The organism is Bartonella occidentalis (genome assembly GCF_037070875.1).
GTDB lineage: Bacteria > Pseudomonadota > Alphaproteobacteria > Rhizobiales > Rhizobiaceae > Bartonella.
The window spans coordinates 183936-205472 of the sequence record NZ_JAYMZJ010000003.1 but is presented as its reverse complement, the minus strand read 5'-3'; the positions used below and the strand labels follow the sequence as shown (position 1 = coordinate 205472).

Annotated in this window: 12 protein-coding genes and 3 tRNA genes; 3 read left to right on the top strand and 12 right to left on the bottom strand. The window is 35.6% G+C overall.

What is annotated here, in order from left to right; genetic code table 11:
• Positions 1 to 490: 490 nt before the first annotated feature.
• From WCP78_RS05820 to WCP78_RS05800, 5 genes are all read right to left on the bottom strand, one after another.
• Complete coding sequence (locus WCP78_RS05820) at positions 491 to 3217, bottom strand: valine--tRNA ligase (protein ID WP_336279559.1); 2727 nt, start codon at positions 3215 to 3217, stop codon at positions 491 to 493.
• Positions 3218 to 3370: 153 nt separating this feature from the next.
• On the bottom strand, positions 3371 to 3934 hold the full coding sequence (locus tag WCP78_RS05815) for a DUF2497 domain-containing protein (protein ID WP_336279558.1): 564 nt from the start codon (positions 3932 to 3934) through the stop codon (positions 3371 to 3373).
• Positions 3935 to 4161: 227 nt separating this feature from the next.
• A complete protein-coding gene (locus WCP78_RS05810; protein ID WP_336279575.1) occupies positions 4162 to 5478 on the bottom strand; it encodes a TolC family outer membrane protein in 1317 nt (438 codons plus the stop codon).
• Between the two features lie 25 nt (positions 5479 to 5503).
• A complete protein-coding gene (locus WCP78_RS05805; protein ID WP_336279557.1) occupies positions 5504 to 6178 on the bottom strand; it encodes a protein-L-isoaspartate O-methyltransferase family protein in 675 nt (224 codons plus the stop codon).
• Positions 6179 to 6400: 222 nt separating this feature from the next.
• Positions 6401 to 6474, bottom strand: a tRNA-Cys gene (locus WCP78_RS05800).
• A 176-nt stretch (positions 6475 to 6650) separates the two neighbouring features.
• On the opposite strand from WCP78_RS05800, the gene WCP78_RS05795 reads away from it, so the two are divergent.
• Positions 6651 to 6725, top strand: a tRNA-Asn gene (locus WCP78_RS05795).
• Between the two features lie 155 nt (positions 6726 to 6880).
• Here the strand turns inward: WCP78_RS05795 and WCP78_RS05790 are convergent.
• From WCP78_RS05790 to ilvA, 3 genes are all read right to left on the bottom strand, one after another.
• Positions 6881 to 8263 carry a DEAD/DEAH box helicase gene (locus WCP78_RS05790; RefSeq protein WP_336279556.1) on the bottom strand — a complete coding sequence of 461 codons (1383 nt, stop codon included), beginning with the start codon at positions 8261 to 8263 and terminating at the stop codon, positions 6881 to 6883.
• Between the two features lie 281 nt (positions 8264 to 8544).
• A complete protein-coding gene (locus tag WCP78_RS05785) occupies positions 8545 to 9075 on the bottom strand; it encodes a hypothetical protein (protein WP_336279555.1) in 531 nt (176 codons plus the stop codon).
• A gap of 35 nt (positions 9076 to 9110) precedes the next feature.
• On the bottom strand, positions 9111 to 10376 hold the full coding sequence (gene ilvA, locus WCP78_RS05780; protein ID WP_336279554.1) for a threonine ammonia-lyase IlvA: 1266 nt from the start codon (positions 10374 to 10376) through the stop codon (positions 9111 to 9113).
• A gap of 157 nt (positions 10377 to 10533) precedes the next feature.
• On the opposite strand from ilvA, the gene WCP78_RS05775 reads away from it, so the two are divergent.
• Positions 10534 to 10619 (top strand) — tRNA-Leu (locus tag WCP78_RS05775).
• Positions 10620 to 11233: 614 nt separating this feature from the next.
• Here WCP78_RS05775 and WCP78_RS05770 read toward each other — a convergent pair.
• The 4 genes from WCP78_RS05770 to WCP78_RS05750 all read right to left on the bottom strand — a co-directional run bounded on the left by WCP78_RS05770 (position 11234) and on the right by WCP78_RS05750 (position 18355).
• Positions 11234 to 11437 carry a hypothetical protein gene (locus WCP78_RS05770; protein WP_336279553.1) on the bottom strand — a complete coding sequence of 68 codons (204 nt, stop codon included), beginning with the start codon at positions 11435 to 11437 and terminating at the stop codon, positions 11234 to 11236.
• 3058 nt (positions 11438 to 14495) lie between these two features.
• Positions 14496 to 15323, bottom strand: a complete 828-nt coding sequence (locus tag WCP78_RS05760; RefSeq protein WP_336279552.1) for an outer membrane protein — start codon at positions 15321 to 15323, stop codon at positions 14496 to 14498.
• Positions 15324 to 15713: 390 nt separating this feature from the next.
• On the bottom strand, positions 15714 to 15986 hold the full coding sequence (locus tag WCP78_RS05755; RefSeq protein WP_336279551.1) for a hypothetical protein: 273 nt from the start codon (positions 15984 to 15986) through the stop codon (positions 15714 to 15716).
• Positions 15986 to 18355: a mechanosensitive ion channel family protein gene (locus WCP78_RS05750; RefSeq protein ID WP_336279550.1), complete on the bottom strand. Its 2370-nt coding sequence runs from the start codon at positions 18353 to 18355 to the stop codon at positions 15986 to 15988. The genes WCP78_RS05755 and WCP78_RS05750 overlap by 1 nt, the downstream gene beginning before the upstream one ends.
• 618 nt (positions 18356 to 18973) lie before the next feature.
• Between WCP78_RS05750 and secD the strand changes: the two genes are divergently transcribed.
• Positions 18974 to 21484 (top strand): protein translocase subunit SecD, encoded by a 2511-nt coding sequence (secD, locus tag WCP78_RS05745; protein WP_336279549.1) that lies wholly within the window; start codon positions 18974 to 18976, stop codon positions 21482 to 21484.
• Positions 21485 to 21537: the final 53 nt, after the last annotated feature.

Genomic DNA, 21537 nt, shown 5'->3' with positions numbered 1-21537 from the left:
TAATCAAGCTTAATACATTTTCTAATAATATTTGAAAAAAATTTATGCACTATAATTATCATCTAATATATCATCATAGTAAATAAATATAGCTAAGTTGCTGACTTACACTAATATCTTCCATATAAGCTTACACAACAAAAGCTTTTTAAATAGCGTAAAATCTATTTGCCCACTTTTACATCACATTGCAAAATATCCAATAAACTATCAGAAATCTTCTATAAATTACTTACATCTGCTGCATAGAAAAAATAAATAGCACTGACAGCTTCTTCTGTCCGAAGCCTGTTTATCAGTTAAGACTTCCCATTTTTCATTGTTAGATTTGCTACAAATTTCCTTATGTACATTTACAATACATTACTGTTTATCAAAAAAACATTTCTAAATCAGAAACTTAACAACAGCTGAATAACTGAGAACTACCTAACATATCATACCAAAATAGTTTTCAACTTCAATGGGGAGAACACAATCAAAATTGCAATTAAAAAAACCTTTCTAAAGCAATAGATATTTTCTTTTTGGCAGCATGCAATTCTACAATCCTATTGCGTTCAGCCTCAATAATCTCTGGTTTTGCATTTGCTATAAATTTTGGATTATTTAATTTAACTGATATTTTTTCAATATCTTGTTCAATTTTATTCATGTTTTTTATTAAGCGGGCACTCTCAGCTTCTAAATTAATCAACTGCCCCAATGGCAAACAAAAAACTGCTTCTCCTAAAATTATTTGTGCGGATACGGCTGGAACTTTATCAGAAAAACTAATCGTCTCGATGCGTGCTAACTTCTTAATAATAGCATCATAACGCCGTACACGCTCTAGTACAACTTCTCCTCCTCCAACAATAACAAGAGGTGCTAAAGCAGTAGCAGAAATATTCATTTCAAAACGTACAGAGCGAATTTCAGTGATAACTGAAATAAGCCAATTAATATCAAAAGCGGCTTCCTCATCTGCGAACGTTACCTCTGGCCATTTTGTCAATGCCAGCATATCTTCACGCGCCATACCCGGTGTTTCTGTGAGAAGCCATAACTCCTCCGTTATATGAGGCATAAAAGGGTGAAGAAGCTTATAGACTTCATCTAGAATCCAAGCAGTACAGACTTGAGCTTCATTTTTGGCATCTTCATTTGAACCTTGAAATATAGGTTTGAGAAGCTCTAAATACCAATCACAAAATGTATGCCAAATGAAGTGATAAAGTGCATTTGCAGCCTCATTAAACCTATAGTTTTCAATACCTGTTGTCACAGCCGAAACAGTTCTAGATAACTCTGTTAAAATCCAACGGTTGAGCGCGACCTTTGTGTTTTCAGGATTAAAATCAGGGTTGTGCTTAACACCATTCATCCTTGCAAATCGGGTAGCGTTCCATAATTTCGTAGCAAAATTACGATAACCAGCAATACGGGAAGGGTCAAGTTTTACATCACGACCTTGCGCTGCCATAATAGCCAAAGTAAAACGGAGTGAGTCCGCACTATATTGATCAATAAGCTCCAATGGATCAATAATATTTCCCTTTGACTTTGACATCTTCGCACCCTTTTGATCCCTTACAAGAGCGTGCACATAAACAGTTGGAAAGGGCACTTCACCCATAAAGTGAAGCCCCATCATCATCATCCGAGCAACCCAGAAAAAAATAATATCAAACCCAGTAACCGATAAAGATGTAGGATAAAAAGCTGCTAACTCAGTTGTCTTATCTGGCCAACCTAACGTTGAAAAAGGCCAAAGAGCTGATGAAAACCAAGTATCTAAAACATCTTGATCACGCGTTAATTCAACGGTTTTACCATAATGAGACAAAGCCGAATTTAAAGCTTCTTCTTCACTTTTTTCCACAAAAACCGTACCGTCAGGACCATACCAAGCTGGAATCTGATGTCCCCACCATAATTGGCGAGAAATACACCAAGGTTGAATATTTTCCATCCAATTGAAATAGGTTTTTTTCCAACTATCCGGAACAAATTTCGTTTTTCCTTGATGAACAGCCTCTATCGCTGGCTTAGCCAATTCCATCGCATTAACATACCATTGATCTGTCAAGAATGGTTCAATAGGCACCCCACTACGATCCCCATGAGGAACAGTATGTAAATGATCCTCAATGGTTACTAAATAACCATTCTCATTCATCAAAGAAACGATCCGATTGCGTGCAATAAAACGATCAGATTTATCTAAACTTTCTACTAATATTTTTAATTCATCTGATAAAGTTAAACCATCAAAAAACTCTGCATTTTCCCGCAAAAAAATTTCCGCTTTTTGTGTAAAGACATTGATCAAGCGTAAATTGTTGCGCTGCCCAACTTCAAAGTCATTAAAATCATGTGCTGGCGTAATTTTTACAGCACCACTTCCTGCTTCAGGATCAGCATAAGCATCACCAACAATCAGTAATTTACGGCCAATAAGTGGTAAAATAGCATTTTTACCTATAAGATCTTTATAACGATCATCTTTTGGATTAACTGCAATTCCAGTATCACCAAGCATTGTTTCTGGCCGTGTTGTCGCTACCGTTATAAAGGTTGTAGCATCATTGGGATCAAAAACTTTACCTTCAAGTGGATACCTAAAATGCCATAAATGACCTTTGACTTCGTTTTGCTCGACTTCAAGATCAGAAATAGCCGTCAATAATTTAGGATCCCAATTAACTAAACGCTTATCCTTATATATCAGCCCTTGCTTATATAGTGTAACAAAAACCTCAAGAACAGCCTGAGACAAACCCTCGTCCATTGTAAACCGTTCACGTGACCAATCACATGAAACGCCAAGACGCTTTAATTGATTGACGATAACACCACCAGTTTTATGACGCCACTCCCAAACACGCTCAACGAATCTTTCCCTTCCCATTTCTTGACGCGTCGGTTCTCCCTGCTCTGCGAGTTGGCGCTCAACAACCATTTGCGTTGCAATTCCCGCATGATCCGTACCAGGTTGCCATAACACATTTCTTCCACACATTCGTTGAAATCGAACCACAATATCCTGAATTGTTGTGTTAAGTGCGTGTCCCATATGAAGCGAACCAGTAACATTCGGAGGTGGAAGCATAACACAAAAAGTATCAGCATCTGGCCGCCTTGCGCCCATTCCCGCTTTAAAAGCACCTCGAATTTCCCACTTTTCCGCAATTTTCTTTTCTACAGAAGCAGCATTATAGTTTTTTTCTAACATTCTCATCCATTCACCCCTATAATACTGCTAAAAATACAACGTATGATCTAATATTTAATCATACTAACCGCAAACCCCACTCCCGCAAAGTCGCTAATAAAATTTTTACAAAAATAAAATGGAAGATGCAAAAAACAGTGATAAAATTAAAAATTAAGGCAATTTCTTAAGTGCCTTGACGATTTCTTCACGTACAATATTTTCAACCAAAACAGGCAATTTACATTGCAACCATTCTGCTATAGCTGGACGCAAAACATCCTTTGCGACTTTTTCCGCAGAAGAAACACAATACGCAGACAAATCCACACCACCAGCAGCTATATTTTCTGACTGTGCAGCAAATAACTCATCGTTATATTCATTTGTCTTGTGAACGGAACGCTGTTCTTCCGAGGAAGATTTCATATTTTGCATATCTCTGCCCATTGTATTATTTTCTACTTCTGAGTTTTCGCGCACTTGTGAAGAAAAGTTTTGATTCTCAGAAGAAAGACCAATACGATCAGCCAAAGCCTTCATTGCGTCATCAACTGACAAGGTTGCGTCATAAACACCATCTGATTGTACTGCAGAACGATCCGTAGCAGTATTTGCCACAATACCCTCATTTGAAAGGTAATCAGGCTGAACCGTATTTTCTTCAATTATCTCACGGATAGATGTCAAAATCTCATCCATACTTGGCTCACGTAACACGCTTGAACTCTGTACCATACTTTTAAACCTCTCAAAGACGCAACAACAAACAGAATCACTGTTTTAGTGTAAGCAAAAGGATTCTAAGATCAACATACCTCTTTGTCAGGAAAATGGTGCTACACAGAATTTTCTTTATTTTCCAAATAATCCTCTAACCCTATATTCTCCAACATATTCAGCTATTGATTTATCGATTTTTAAAAGATTAAAATTATTGAAAAATAAAAAACCTTCCAAAACTCCTATTGAGCATAGTGAACAGTTTTCAAACCTAAATAATTCGCCGTTAATTTACCAATGGAAGATTGAACACTATAACTCGCGACAATAGCATTGCGCTCTGCCATAGCAAGAGCAATTTGAGCATTAATCAACTGAGTACGAGAATTTAAAACATCTAATGTCGTTGCTTGCCCTACACGATTTTCTTGTACACGGCCTTTGAGAGCAATTTCAGCAGCACGAACACTATCACGATAAGCAATTACAGATGCGCGCGCACCCTCTAACTGAAACCAAGCAGAAGTAAGCGCTTGTCTTGTGCTACTATGAGCTAAATCAAGCTGAAGACGAGCCTGCTCAAGTTGTTCCCTTGACCGACGAATCTCTGCAGACGTACGTCCACCTTCAAAAAAAGGAACACTAACCGATAATCCAATTGACTTAGAAACACCATCTTCCCCAGGACCACTATAAACCCGATTGTAGGATGTCGTTGCAAAAAAATCGACTTTAGGAAGTAAACTCCCTTCTTTCGCTTTAACGTTATAAGAACTAGCATCGACTAAATATTTTGCATAAAGAATTGCTGGATGCTTAGCGATACTAATTTGATAAGCCGCATCAAGATTTATCGGTAAATCTTTTGCTACTGATGGGAACTGTAATTTTTCAGGATTAGAACCAATAACCTGTCGATAAACTGCCTCCGCTGACTTGACATCAGCATATGCCAAACTGAGCTCTGAAACAGCAACAGAACGCGCAGCTTCTGCCTGAGAAAGATCAACACGCCCCCCTTCTCCAACATCAAGTTTTGCCTTATTTGAACGAACTTGCTCTTCAAGAGCAGCCAAATTTTCTCTACGAAGCTTCGCAATACGACGCGCTTGATACACGTTAGCATACGCCGTTACAGTCTCCAAAAACATATTTTGTTCAGCATTACGAAGATATTCACGCTGTGCCTGCAACTTAACCTGAGCTGAAGAAAACGTATTTTGAGTAATAAAACCATCAAATAACCTTTGATTTAATTTTATCCCTATAGAACCAGAAGTATTATAAGATCCTAAAACAGGTTTACTCCTCCCATAATTACCAATTCCTGTAATCTCCGGCAATAACCCCGAGCGCGCAATGATTACATCTTCACCTGATATGCGCACAGCGGCACGCTCACTATTCAACTTAATATTATATATATAAGCTTTAGCAAAAGCATCCATCAATGTCTCAGCATAAACAGACCTTGATATAAAGATATTAGGCATCAGCAACAAAAATACTTGAAACTTTTTGCTTACTTTGAACACAACGGAAACCCCCAAAATAATTATTATCTTTTATCTATAAAAAAGAACATTAAAATACAAAATCAGGCCTTTTTGAAAAATTATGAAGAGATTTTACAGCAAGATTAAAAGCACGGCGCACCGAAATAATCCCATCTTCTTTTACATAAATCTGTGCAATACCAGCATTACCATGGCCTTCAACCGCAATAAGACGCCCACCGTCTTTCATTTGGCCAAAGATATTTCCAGGAATAAAGTCAACAGCACCTTCTATAAAAACCACATCATAAGGCTTCTCAATAGCATACCCCTTCTCTAATGATCCATTAACCACAATAACATTATCACATTGATTACGCGCTAAAATACTGACTGCTTGTTCTGAAAGGTTTCTATTATCCTCTAACGCAATAACAGATCTTGCAAATTTTGAAAGCAACGCCGCACAATAACCACTATTTGCACCAATATCTAAGACACTATCAGATGATTTGATAGCCGCAATTTGTAGGAGTTTTGCCAAAGAAGCAGGCTTCATCAAATAGCGTGCGGGTTCTCCATTTTGGGCTGGATATACAGCAATATCGGTATCAATATAACTCAAAGCCTTCATACCTTCCGGTACAAAATCTTCACGTGGAACCGTTAAAAACGCTTCAAGAACTGATAAATCCGTCACATCTACTGTACGAATTTGATTGTCGACCATTTTGCGGCGAAGCTCTGCAAAATCCGGGATCATAACAAACCTTTTCTCTCACATAACAAAAAACCATACCAAAGTAGCAATAATTAAGATCTTAAATCTTCAGCCATCAGTCTTACAAAAAAATACGTTACAATCAACAATTAGATTTCAATCGCACCGTTTTCACATTCTATATAAAAGTGTTCTCACTAGGGGAAAAGCGATTTATTTAAACGTATCCTCCCCCCCCAAAGCCCTCATTTAATTAGAACTAGCTGGAGGCCTCGCCCGGAATCGAACCGGGATCCAAGGATTTGCAGTCCTCTGCGTAACCATTCTGCCACGAGGCCTCATTAATAAACATAGAACTTGTCAATAAGGGAAGGCAAGACCTCCGTCAAGGTATAGAAATGTCTTATGAACTTTTTATACAATTTTTGACATTTTTTAAAAAAAAGCAATTTTATCCTTTGCAAATCAATATTGCTTTGCTATAGCTTTCGTGGTTAGGTGTTGTGAGCACTGTTCCTCGGTAGCTCAGCGGTAGAGCAACCGGCTGTTAACCGGTTGGTCGCTGGTTCGAATCCGGCCCGGGGAGCCATCTGTGTTTTTACTTAATCTTCCAATCCCTTTTAGAATAGTGATATAATAAAATTTTAGTTTTGTTAAAAAAAGAATCACTCTGATTTCATTGCTACAGTTCAAACGAGCAACAATCGCAAACAGAAAAGACTCCTTTATAATCTGAAATTTTACTCAAGCCGCCTTCTTTACCGACTTGCGAAAACGGATAGGTTTTGCACGTTTTCTCTTTGTTTTTGCTGTTTCGCGTTTTTCATTTGAAGATGGAAAATCCCTACCCTGTGATTGCACAACATCATCCTTGCAACTCAAAAATCGTTTCTGATGTTTAGATTTTTTAAGATGAGATTTCTTATTATTGTCTTTTTCTTCATCATTTGAGACAAATGGCTTTTTTGGAAATGACGCCAATCGTACTGGAACAGCCTCACGCACCAATTTCATACCAATTAATCGCTCTACAGCACGTAACCGCATCCCCTCTACTGCCTCATCAAAAAGTGTAACAGCATCACCAGACGCACCATTGCGTCCTGTACGACCAATCCGATGCACATAATTTTCCGCTTCATCTGGTAAATCATAATTAATAACATGACTTATATCTGGTATATCAATACCACGAGCTGCAATATCTGTTGCAACAAGAATTCGCACCGATCTTTCGCGAAAAGCTTTCAATGCACACTGCCGAGCACTTTGTGATTTATTTCCATGGATCGTTGCAACAGAATACCCTATCTTTTGTAAACTACGTGTTACAGAATCTGCACCGTATTTAGTTCTGGTAAAGATAATAACCGAAGAACAAGCCGGATTTTTTAAAAAATGACCCAAGACATTCTTTTTTTCACGTGTAGCAACACAATATATTTTTTGAGTGATTTCTGTAGCAGTAGTTCCTGAAGAAACAACTTCCACTTTTACGGGATCATCAAGCAGACTATTCGTGAGTGCTATAATTTCTTTTGGCATTGTCGCTGAAAAAAGCGCTGTCTGACGTTCTTTATGCAAAAACTTCACAACTTGTCGTACATCATTAATAAACCCCATATCTAACATGCGATCTGCTTCATCCAGAACAAGAAAACGAGACTGAGAAAGATCAATATACTTTTCACGAATAAGATCTATTAAACGACCTGGCGTTGCTATTAAAACATCTACACCTGCTTGCATACGTTTAATTTGTTTCAGACGCGATACCCCACCAAAAATGAGACATGTTGAAAGGTGCGTCCCTTTTGCAACAATGCGAATTGTTTCATCAATTTGAACAGCAAGTTCACGCGTAGGAGCCAAAATCAAAGCCCGAGCAGTTCTAGGAACACGTTTATCACCCACAGACAAAACTTGGCTCAGAATAGGCAAGCTAAATGCCAAAGTTTTTCCAGAACCTGTCTGCGCAATACCTAAAATATCGCGCCCTTTCAGCATCATTGGTATAGCTTGTTCCTGAATAGGTTTAGGCTTACTAATACCGGCAGCAAGCAAATTTTTAACCAAAAGTGTAGGCAACCCCAATTTTTTAAAAATATTTTCTCTATTTACATCCAAAACGAAATCTTCCCTCAGCAAACAACTCTAAAAAAGTGGTAAGCTAAACTCCTTTATTCTAAAATATGCGAAATAAAAATCTTGATATATCAGATCACCAAATAAAGCTTAGAATAGCGATTTGCACATCCCATCAAATAGAGGACAAAATAAAGGTATAAACCGTATTTTACAAACAGCCGACCGTCCAGCCAAACATCTCCGCTTATACTATGTTCGATTCAAATAAAAAAGCAAGCATTTTGCAAAATATTTACCACATATACAAAATAATGCATTCCTCATTTATTAATTATTGTTTCCTTTGGCAAATGGATCTTACTAAAATCAGGATAAATTTCAAGAAAAACCGAATTTTGTATAGTTTTCTGACCTCCATAAATGAAATACCATTTCATTTTATCAAAAATTGCCAAAGTTTTATATTTGATGATGCGGTCTTTTATCTCAAGTGTAGTTGGAATTAAAGCATAAAACATACCGTTATCAGTTTGTAGATAATCTATATTTGTTTCATCTAAATGATAAGAACCAGCTGGTAAATTTTCACATTGAGCACGCAACCGTTTAAGAAAATTATTGCGTAAATTATCCTCTGTCGTATTCAATCGACGAGCCATTTCCCTATAAATCCGACTGGGCATATAAGCAGATATAGCTGTACAATTTTTATTTTTCATAGCATTATTAACATCAGAAACCAAACTCGAAAGTTCGGCTCTTTGTGCTGCTGTTAATTCAGATGCTAAACTCTGTGCATCAACATAAAAAAATAAAAACAGACTCAACCCAAAATAAAAAATAGGCTTCATTTTTATATCTCTTGTTTTTTCAAAATTATATTCTCTCAGACAACAAAATCAAATAGTGTTTGATCATCAGTAATATCACGATAGCGCCAACCTAATACTTTAAACTTTTTCTCCAATAAAGAAAAGTTATCATATTTTTTTGTTTCAATTGCAATCAGCACAGAGCCAAAACTTCTGGCTGTTTTTTTGAGATATTCAAAGCGTACAATATCGTCATCTGGAGATAATTGAGTAAGAAAACTACGCAGTGCACCAGGATGTTGTGGAAAACTAAAAATAAAATATTTTCTTAACCCCTGAAAACGTAAAGAGCGCTCTTTAATATCTGGTAAACGCTCAAAATCAAAATTACCTCCTGAAACTACAAGAAGAATCTTTTTTCCTTTCAATTCATGAGAGGGTACACTGTTAAGAGCATCAATCGACAAAGCACCAGCTGGTTCAAGAACCATACCTTCAACATTAAGCATTTCAACCATTGTAGAACACACACGATTTTCAGGAACTGTAATGACAGAATCTGGTGAAAATTTCTTTAAAATTGTGTAGTTTAATGCACCAATTTCAGCCACAGCAGCACCATCTACAAATGTATCGATGTTATCAAGTTTTATGCGTTTTCCACTCTTTAAACAAGCTAATAAACTTGCAGCTCCTTGCGGCTCAACAAAATTAAGTTTTGTCTTCCAACCATATTCATGTAAAAGCTTACTAACACCACTGGCCAAACCACCTCCACCTACAGGCAAAATTACCAAATCTGGCTCACTTTCCCCATTGAGTTTTTTCCATTGCGCTGCAGCCTCACATAAAACTGTTGCTTGCCCTGTAATAACGCGAATATCATCAAACGGTGGTGCCATCATACCACCGCTTTCGGCAGCAAAAGACTGTGCAACTGCATAACATTGATCAAATGTATTACCAATTAAACGGATATCAATAAACTCCCTACCAAAGATACGTACCTTATCAATTTTCTGTTGTGGAGTTGTCACAGGCATAAAAATTACACCTTTACGTTTAAAATGGCGGCAAACAAAAGAAACCCCTTGCGCATGATTGCCCGCTGACGCGCAAACAAACGCAACGTTCAGAGATATCTGATCAAGCATTTCAGAAACAAAATTAAATGCGCCGCGAATTTTATATGATCGCACCGGTGTCAAATCTTCGCGTTTCAAATAAATTTCTGCATCATATTTTTGACTAAGAAAGTCATTTTTTTGAAGTGGTGTTTCAGCAAACACATTATGCAAGGCAGTTGTAGCCTCAGTTACGTCTTGGATAAAATTATTCATAGCACCAGTCATTTCCCGCTTATTAATACTGTGCAAGTTTCTTCTAGCTATAAAAACAGTTGTTGTCAGTCAAAAGTTTACACAAGAATGAAAATTGTTTCTTTTATCATTAATCCTTGATTCAATAAAAAATATAGCTTATGAGGAGATCTCTGTCGCGGACGTGATGAAATCGGTAAACATAGCAGACTTAAAATCTGCCGGTCTAAGACCTTGCGGGTTCAAGTCCCGCCGTCCGCACCACCAGAAGTAAAACTTCCCTTATTTTACAAAGATTTAAAAAGTAAACTATCTTTAGTGATGCTGTTATTATCAGGTGGAACTGTAACTATGAATAAAGACTTCTTCTCCAAGAATTTAGACTTTTGATTCTAGATAAAAAAATCATAAGCCTTGTAGCTTTTCTGTTGTAATGCAAATAATACTGCATTTAAATTTTGTATTCGGGTGGATATTGAGCTGTACAATAGTTTATTTCTTCCACATTGTCATAAATAACTAACCAACATGCATTTATATGCTGAGAGAGAATCTTTTATCCTGATTATACTCAACTTTACCAACCTATGACATACATAGCTCTTTTTCTTTTCAAAAGACCGAGGGTTTATGTAAAAGGATATACTCTCATTCTCGCCGTTCCCATTGCAGAAAAATTTGTTTCCGTTTAACACCCCAGGGATACTTGAAAAAGCACCATTTTTTCGTACCATACGATAACAAGGAATGATCAGAACTGAGACTTGTTACACGCAGATGCATTAGCTACCTGCGTGATGCGTTTTTGGCATATCAGTATGCCGTGCTAACTCTTCGTAACAAATTGTTTTACCACATCGCACTTCGCGTAACGCATCCTATAGTTTTTTCTGAAAAACTGTACCACTAATATCTAATGTCATATCATACTGATAATGCCCTATCAATTTAGGCGTTTCCACCATCGCTGTAACGTGCGCTACTTCTTTACTAAATGTATTGTAATTAATATTTTGTTGTATATTAAGAAGATATCTCCTAAATTCCTGTAGTAGTTGTTCAGTAGTATCTCCTAAGGCCATATTACAAATACCCTTATAACACTTTGCAAAAAGAATCTCCTCTTATTGATGTATCTCCCATCATCGCAACAAGTAGATCATCCATGCTTTTGTTTTTAGGCTTCATCACGATATCTTAATATCATATCTTAAAATATGTATAATTAATTCTCTGACAACACTAAAATTCAATACGTAAATAACCCTATCTAATTTTCAAATCAGACCTTTTGAAGTAGAGAAAAGCCCAAGATGATTGAAACACTCAATATTAAGAGTGCAATTTTACTCTAGCGATAAAGAGCATTTCATTCATACTGGGAAAATCTTACTATATAACATCTCGTTACCAAAAAAAATTGAACTAAATCTTTCACAGTTTATAGGATGAAAGAAAACTTCTCTCTTTCCCATACTAATCATTTTTGACCAAGCATACAATTTTTGAAACTCTTGAGTAAATCGATCGGGAGCTTAATACATATCATGAGTAGCAGTAACGAGGTAAATATAACTTTTTTAGCTATCAGGTAAAATTTACTCTTAATGTAAACAAGGTATAAACTATTCGAAAAATACTATCTATCGCTTTGATGAAAACATACAAAATCAAAAATTAACAAAAATAATCAATACGATCTATTACACACAGCAAGAATCACTTTCAAACTTTAGTAAGTATGATCATTTCTTACAGCATTTTTTCTGCATTCGTAAATTCCGTATGCTTTTCAGTACTCCTTTTGACCATATTTTCACCTACAAAAACATTTCTCTTGCTTGTTATGCTTTCAAAGTACTTCTTTATAAACTTTAACTAATTACTGTAATATATTGCTTATAAAAAATAAATTATCACTCAATCAGCACAAGAAATACGTTCATTTGCTACACATCCACTCAGCAAGATCAACTTGCACATCAGCATCACTTTTTTAATTAATTTTATTTTCTACTTCAAGCAGTGTTGATGCTACTTCTAAAGCTTAATTTTTTTCTTTTGTTTCTCGGTACTCTTTCCAAAGATCAAAAGCTTCCGCTAAAGCTATAAAAAACAGCAAAGCTGCTATAATGGATCCAAAATTTTTCTTTATCCACCAGACCATAAGTATTACTTAGAAAATCTTTAGCGACAAACCCAATGCCAGAAAAAGCATTTATAACCATAATGGCTGCTGAGCCCATCGAATAGTATCATTAACCTGCAAGGCCAAAAAGTATGGCTCAGGATCTGAATAATCAATCTGAGAAATAATCACTTTCTTTCCAGGCTACTCACATTCAATGAAATACTTACATACCTGCGTTCCCTTTTCATTCTTTCCAACCGTGGAAGACTCTTTGGCCATATCTAAGGTGATATATTCCATGCAACTATATCCCCATTGGTTTCTCCATCACATACGTTGTGGAACAAAAAAGTTTTTCCTTTTTCCAAATTTATTTTGCTTTTTACCCAGGTAAAAAACTTTTCTTTCCAGAAATATGTACAATATTACGCACGTTTACTGTTTGAACAATTTCCCGATCAATAATTTATTTTGTAATTTCTATAATGATCTGCATTTCATTAAACTCAACTTTTAAAATAAGTTTTTGGACTGTATTACCTAAAAAATGAGAAAGAATAGCCTCTAAAATTTCAAATATTATAGACGTTGGTTTCTGCTATCAAATCACCAAGACCTGATCTGAAACCATAAAAAGTCTATAATCAATCCTTTCTTCCATAAACTTAGAAAGCATCACATCACATAGAAACTATCCAAAACTTCCAACAAGTAAGAAGCCATTACGTTTTACTTTTTCAATGACAGTAAATGCTTCAATTATAAGTGAGGCATGAAAATTAGAAACCTTGCCAATTACCCTCTTCATGTTTTTTTATGATCATCCATATTGATTTTATAATCTCTCCAGATCGAAGATATACCTGATCAACATCGAATAAACACCAATTCAAATGAGAATCTTTGAAGCTAAATTTGATGCAACTGAATTATTTAACAATCGATAAAACTCAGACGTTTCTTTCCATGGCACTGCTAGAATATTTTAAAATTTTGACTATATCTTCCGAATAAAGCTTTTTACTTTGGTATCAATTATATAGCAAAATCTATACTGTGCGCTGCTGCATATCTTATAGCAATATTCAAAACGAGACAAAACTTTGCCTGCTATTTCATCTTTTCTAAATTAGGAGACATACAATTCTTTTATATCAACCTAACTTAATTCATTATGTTATATTCCCAGATTTAGAAAATATGCAGCTAAGAGTTGTGTCATCTTCTTGCAGTTATTTATTCATCTTTCAATTCACTCTTTTTCGCTTCAAAAGAACTAAAGACAACTCTCGTAAGGAAACACCATCACCAGTCTGTAGTAATTTTTTCTCTAATTGGATCAATTCCTTAAGTTCAAAAATTTAAAGCAAGCCATAGCCTTAAGCCTTTCTTTTTTAAAGACACAACATCACAAAAACTTACACCCATTTCACAGCATCTTTTATCAAGATTAATCCCAAAATCCAACGCCCTTGCTCTGATACCACTGATAATTCATAAACTGCTCTATCAGCCTATTTACTTTAGACACACTTTTACTGCTAAAACAGATAGCCTAGTTACGTATTCTTACTCTTAAAACCGTCTTTAAATCGTTCTTGAAACTCTTTAATCTGATACTAAAACAACATATAAAAGACAGACAGCACTACTCTCTAATATTGTGGAGAACTCTAAGGAAAAAACAAATAGGTGCGGCTATCCGCACCATTATAAAAAATTTTCTAACCACAAAATCTCAAACTACAATCGGTAGAGCTATCATTTTATTGCTAGAGTGCTATCGTGATATACGCGACTATAATAAAATTTACAAATCACAGTTTCCTTGAACTAAGGCTTTAGTTTTCCCCACGATTCAAATTGTAAAGTGAGAATTTTAATATTACTCTTCTCACTTCATCAAAAATTTAAAATTAATAACTCCCGCTCCACCACAAAAGTTATAATACCAAAATAAAAATAAAGGCTCCATAAAAATGGAACCTCTGAGAATTTTCTTGCGAAAACTAAAATTTGTAAGCTACACCAACGCGAAAATCATTAGTTTTATAATCAAGCTCAATCGCGTCTCCAAACTTCTTCTTACCAAAGTCTGAATGACGATATTCCGCACGCGCAATAACATGATCGGTTATTGCAAAATCGACACCACCCCCAAGAGTATAACCAATCATGGTTTGTTTATCATCAAGTTTCGCATTAAAAACCTCCGCTCCGGTAACCGATACAGATAAGATATCTTGAAAATGTCCATAAGCAACACCTCCAGAGACATAAGGCATAACACAACCAGCAGCAAAGCCGACACGCACCCTTGTAGCACCAGTCCATTGTTGTTTTAAAGTATGTTTAAAGGTTATATGATCTTCTTCTGCTTCTCTTTGATTTTCCCTCAACAACTGAAAAGCTCTATTTTCCTCATTTTCCTTGACAAAGATAGTTTTTGTACCTTTTCGTTCAGACAAAATGACATCCGTATCAACCCCTAGAATAAAATTATTGCCAAGATCGACATTGGCTCCTGCATAAAAGCCACCTATAAAACCAGAAAGTTCAGGCAGATATTTTTTTTCAATTGAAATCCATTTTTTATGCTTATCTCTTTCATTAGGCGCGAGAGGAATATCACTATCAGGAGCAGTTGCAGAAATTTTACTCGAAAAAGCACCGATTTGTCCCCCAAAATAGAAACCTGTCCAAGAAAAAGTAGAAGGAGCAATAACTGGTGAAACCATGTGTTCTGATTGATAAGGAACTCTCACATCTGCTGCCTGTGCAACAGAAGATGAAACCATAGCAAAAACCGACACTGCCATTAGATATTTTGTATTCATAAAATTATACCTCAATGCTAGCATTTAAACAAAGTAAAAATATTGCACAAAACACTGTAAATTTTATGGCAAAATGAGATAGTATTATAATTATTAAAAAATAAATTTTAATCACTTTTAAGCTTTCACCTGCCAGCAATATTTTAAAATTTTAAACTTCATTAACAACATTTTAGTGTGTTTTTTTTGAAACAATTAGATTAAAATACATTGTTATCGAAATTATCACACCAAGTATAAAGCAAATTAGTTAAAATCATACCTACATAAGCCACTCCAGCAATACAGTAATATCAATTTTATAGATTGTTATTTAAAAAACACTAAATAAATATAATACTCGCTATTTCAATGACAATATTATAATTTTATAAATATTTAAACGTTACCTTATTTAAAAAATACTTTATCATTATTTATTTCTATATTATCATCTGCTTTTATTGCAAAATGATCCTTATTGGGAAAATTAATAAAACAACCTTTGTTACAAACTGTAACTGATTCATTAGTATTTACAGAAAGATTCGAAAGTGTACTTCCTTCAATAATAATAAGCGACTGCATCTTTAGATCAATATTTTTCACAGTTGCTGCAAAAGCCACCGTAGTAAAAACATCCAAAAACGTAAAAGCGACCAGCACACAAACATATTTCAGCATTACAAAATCCCTTCTTCAGAAAAGCGTTTATATAGTGAAAAGCGCAGAGCGTTAGCTATGTTAGAAGTAGAAGTAATGTTTGGAACACAAATAGCCAAAATAAATGAAAACTTTTTACTATCAAACGCAGTAAAATTTACCTGCGGTGCAGGGTTTTTTAGAACCCCCTCTGTCATAGAGGCAATCTCCAGTAAAATGTCAACAATGCGCTCTGGAGCAATATGGGATGAAACTGCAATAGGAACTTCAATCCGCCCCATTTTATTACGCCGTGTCCAATTAATTACATTATTATTAATAAGACTTGAATTAGGAATGATAACTGTCTTGCCTTGAAATGTTTCTAGCTCAGTTGCCCTCACATTAATACGTTTAACAATACCACCTACTGATCCAGACTCTACATAATCGCCCAACTGAAATGGTCTTCCAATCAAAATAATAAGACCTGATACAAAATTTTGAACAATATTTTGCAAACCAAAACCTATACCAAGAGAAAGTCCACCGGCAATGAGCGCAAAATTCCTAAGATCCAACCCTGCAGTTGATAACCCTACCAAAGCAGACAAAACGATACCGCCATAATTTATAACCGTTTTGATAGAATTACACATACCAGAATCAAATTCTCCACGCACCAACACCACATCATCCAACCAACTGACAAATCTGCGGATGCAGAAAAAGCATGCAGCAAAAATAAAGATTCCTGTTACAATAGAAATTAAGGAAATAGATATATTTCCAATTTGAAAACCTGTAACCAACTGCCATAATATTGCTCTCAAATCAGAATACGAAAATCCCAACTGTATAAGCAGAGGCATTGTACAAAATATAATAACAAAAAAATTGAAAAAAATACTAATAACAATTCCCAATTTATCCATGGTTTTATTTTCTAAATGCAACCATTGCATTAGTGCATGACCAATGCTTGTTTTCATAAATTGACCTTTAGCTCCAATAGCTTTAGCAGCTTGCACCCCTAAATACATTAAAACAAAACATGCAACACCAATCACAATTTGCTTCATAATAAAACGTGCTAAGCCAACATATCCGCCCAAATCTATGACAATGAGTAGTAATCCCAAAGCCACAAGGGGAATACGTATATACAATGGCCAAAATAACGGCTTTCTTTTTGCGCCTCGCAAACGCCTACGTCCAAATTGCAATGGAACAAATGAGATTGCAAACAACAACATTGCTACAAAGAAAGCAGCAATAAAACTTTTAACAATTGTCAAAGATAGAGAAGCTAAAACAACTTGATAAATACTATCAAGAATGGAATCAAAAGCTAACACTCCGCCTAAAAGAGTAAACAAAGTTACCAATTGATTTGCCACTGACGATGAAACATTTAAAAGACGTACATCTTCCATCTTCGATGATAAAAGAACAGCTGCTAAGCGATTAATAAAAAAAACCAAAATGATTTGATGCCCAACCGTATAAAATACTGTTGCGAGTTTTTTTGAATCTAAGCTAAAACTGTGGAATAAAAAAAGAACGAGATAAATACAAACAACGCATATAAGCGAAGGTAATAGAATTGAAATAAAAGCGATTAATAAACGCTGTAAATAAGATATTTCCTCATTACTCTTAATAACACGCGAGTATATATGCGTAAAAAATTTACGAGAAAAATAAGAAAGCCCAAGAGCCACAAGAATCGGAATCAAAAAAGAAAGAAAAAAATGTAAGAGCTTAAAATAAAATACAAATTTCCACCAAGAACTAAACAGAACAATAAAATCAGATGCAGATTCTTTGGTTTTTTCAACAAAGTGTTTGACCATTGGTATTGAAAATTCAAACCTATGTGTCAATGTACGTTTTAAAAATTCTCTTGACTGAAAAGCAGCCATTTCGGCTATTCTATTTGCAGCTAAAAACACTTCTTCAAACCGAAGCACTGTATCATTGATTGTGGCTTTTTGTCTTATCAGACTATCGCGCTCTTCACTTTGACCTTGCAATTTTTTTGCTTCATCATTAGGTTCTGTCAACGATCCTAAAAGTACATTAATGTCATTGAGAGGAGCACGCAAAACAAATGCCGCTTCAAGAGCATGCTTACTGATGTCTCGTGCTCGTAACCGCAGATCTGCCAAAGCACTGGCTTCTTCTGATTTACTTTCAAAGTCCTTTTTTAAAGTTTCTGTATCTTGTTCAAGAGTTTTAATAATTAACAGTTGTTGCTGAATAATTTCATCAATTGAATGGTTAACGATCGGCTGTCCGATTATAGCATTTTGTGATACAAAATTCCCCCATGCACAAGAGTTGAATACAAATATAAATCCGAAAATAAAGAAAAAAATGTGTAAAGCTTTTTTAAAAAATAAATACATATCTGCCTTAAATGAAAGTACGAGGAACCACCCTCTTTAAAATATGCAATCAGGCAAATATTTCCAACTTTTGTAGAATAATCTTATAAAAGCTTTTCCTTATCCTATACTATTGATAAGAACAATGATAATAATAAGAGCTAAAATCAATTAAAACAAAAAGGCGCTTGGCATGTTTTTTTTGTACCGATACCATAAAAACAGAAATTTTTTCTCTTTTACGGCTTGGTTTCTTTTGTATGGCTTTGGTATATTATTAACAAGTACTCTAGAAACACAAACTTATTTGATCAAGCAAGCATATGTCAGCAATATAATCACAACCAATGTACTTGATCAAAAAAATAAAAGTAATGACGTGAATATTACGACATCTATAAACAAGAACTTTTTAACCCTTTATATAGGCTGTGCTTCGGTTATCAATATTTTCAAAAATACTTTGAATCTATCTTTAATAACTGCAGTCACTCTGAGTGAACAGCTACGCAATTATCAAGCGCCATATTTTACAAGTAAACGTGCTCCTCCTATTGCTTGAAGTATAAACCCATTATCCTATATTATCTCTGCCTTTAACTTTAATAATCATTAGATTGCCTATTAGCGGAATATATCATGCGTACACCTGGTTGGCTAACTACCCTTTATTGTTTTATCCTTTTAAGCAGCATATATGTTGCCTTGCCTAATTTATTTTCGCAAGAACAGATTAATAACTCAAAAATTTTACCTAACACCCGTGTAACACTCGGATTAGACCTCCAAGGAGGCTCTTCTCTCCTGCTCGAGATTGATACTAAAACATTAAAGCGCGATCAACTACACACACTTTTAGGCAATGTACGTCATACACTACGTCAAAAACAAATCCGTACGTCAAGTGTTCGTATCACTGAAGATAACATAGTTGTTATTCTTTCTGATTTAACACAAAGCGAAAAAGCTATCTCGGCTTTAAAGGAATTAATTACCCCTATATATAGTGGTTTTGGTACGAAAACCAATGACATCGCTATCAGTACACATAATGAAGTTATCCGTGTAGCATTAACAGAAGCTAGTACTAAAGATCGTATCAACAATGCTATTGAACAAAGTTTAGAAATTATCCGACGCCGGATAGATCAGGTCGGTGTTACTGAACCAATCATCCAAAAGGTGGGAACCGATCGTATCATGGTGCAATTGCCTGGCCTACAAGACCCAAAGCAACTGCGCGACCTTTTAGGAACTACAGCTAAGATGACTTTTCATCTTGTGCCCACAAATATAGATATCAATCATCCACCCGCAAATGTTTCAATTCTCCCTGGATACACCGATGAAAAACAGCTCTATGCAATTTATAACCAAGTTGCTTTAGACGGCAACGCTCTTAAAGATGCACGTGCAGGTTTCGACCCTCAAATGCCAGGACGCCCCATCATATCGTTTACTATGAATTCTACTGGCTCAAAGATATTTGCAGAAATAACACGGAAAAACATCAACCGCCCTTTCGCAATTGTTCTTGATAATAAGGTTTTAACCGCGCCTGTTATTAATGGTGTCATTCCTAACGGACAAGGTCAAATTACAGGTAATTTTGATCCAAAAGAAGCATCAACCCTAGCTGCTCTCCTCCGAGCCGGTGCTCTACCTGCTCCATTAACCATAATTGAAGAGAGGACAGTCGGTCCAAATCTTGGTGCTGATGCCATTCAAATGGGACTTTACACAGGGGTTATAGGTTTTATTCTTGTTGCAGGTTTTATTCTTGCTTTATATGGAACTTGGGGCATTATTGCAAATCTAGCACTAACTTTACACACTATTTTAATATTTTCCGCTCTAAGTATTCTCGGTGCTACGCTTACATTGCCAGGCATTGCTGGTATTATTTTAGGCATAGGTATCTCAGTAGATGCTAATATTTTGATTAACGAACGTATACGAGAAGAAAGCAGAAAAAATATCAGCGCCTTCGCCGCCTTAGATCGTGGATTTAAACAGGCTTTTTCAACCATTATTGATGCAAATGTTACCGCAATTATTGCAACTATTTTACTTTTCTGGTTTGGCACTGGTCCTGTTCGCGGGTTTGCTGTGACAATGTTGCTTGGGATTATCATCTCTATGTTCACAAACATTGCCATTGTGCGCATCATGATGATTTGGGTTGTTCGTAAATGGAAAATTAAAACTTTACATTTTCACTCTATTTTTAACGTTATCTCACAAAATACAAATTTTTGCTTTATGAAAACTCGCTTTATCGGTATAGGAGTCTCAATTATTTTATCACTTGCTTCTGTTTTTCTGTTCTTTAAGCCTGGTTTAAATTTCGGAATTGATTTCGTTGGTGGTAGCCAAATGAGGATTACTACACAATCACCAGCTAATTTAGCAACTTTGCGCCCAAAGCTTTCTGCCCTCAATATTGGTGAAGTTACACTACAAAATATTGACAATGCACACACCATTTTGATCCACATTCAAAAACAAAGTGGCGGTGAAGAACAACAAGCCATCTCCATTGATAAAGTTAAAACGGCCGTACAAAATGTTTATCCAAACGCTACATTTGATCAAATAGAAGTTGTTGGTCCTAAAATATCAGGTGAACTTGCCACAGCTGCTTTTACCGCTGTTATTTTAGCAACAATTGCCATGTCACTTTACATATGGATACGCTTCGAATGGTTTTTTGCAGTCGGAGCAATTGTAACACTCATTTTAGACACCACGAAAATGATCGGTTTTTTTGCTTTATTTCAACTTGATTTTAACTTAACTGCCATTGCGGCTCTTTTAACAATTGTTGGTTATTCAATAAATGATAAAGTTGTTGTCTATGATCGAATGCGCGAGAATATGCGCCTTTATAAAAAAAAGCCACTGCGAGAATTGATCGACTTCTCAATTAATCAAGTTCTTATACGCTGTATTTTTACATCAACCACTACAGTTTTGGCTATGTTGCCTATGGCAATATGGGGTGGAAATGCTGTCCATAATTTTGCATTACCTATGGTCTTTGGAATTATTATTGCAACGTCATCCTCAATTTTTATTGCCTCTCCTATTTTACTACTGCTCGGCAATTGGCAAAATAAACAAAATACTCAGATAGAAAAGCCAAACTAAAATGAAAACACTACGCTAATTCATATGGTGCACCATTTTCGTTTTGCGTCAAA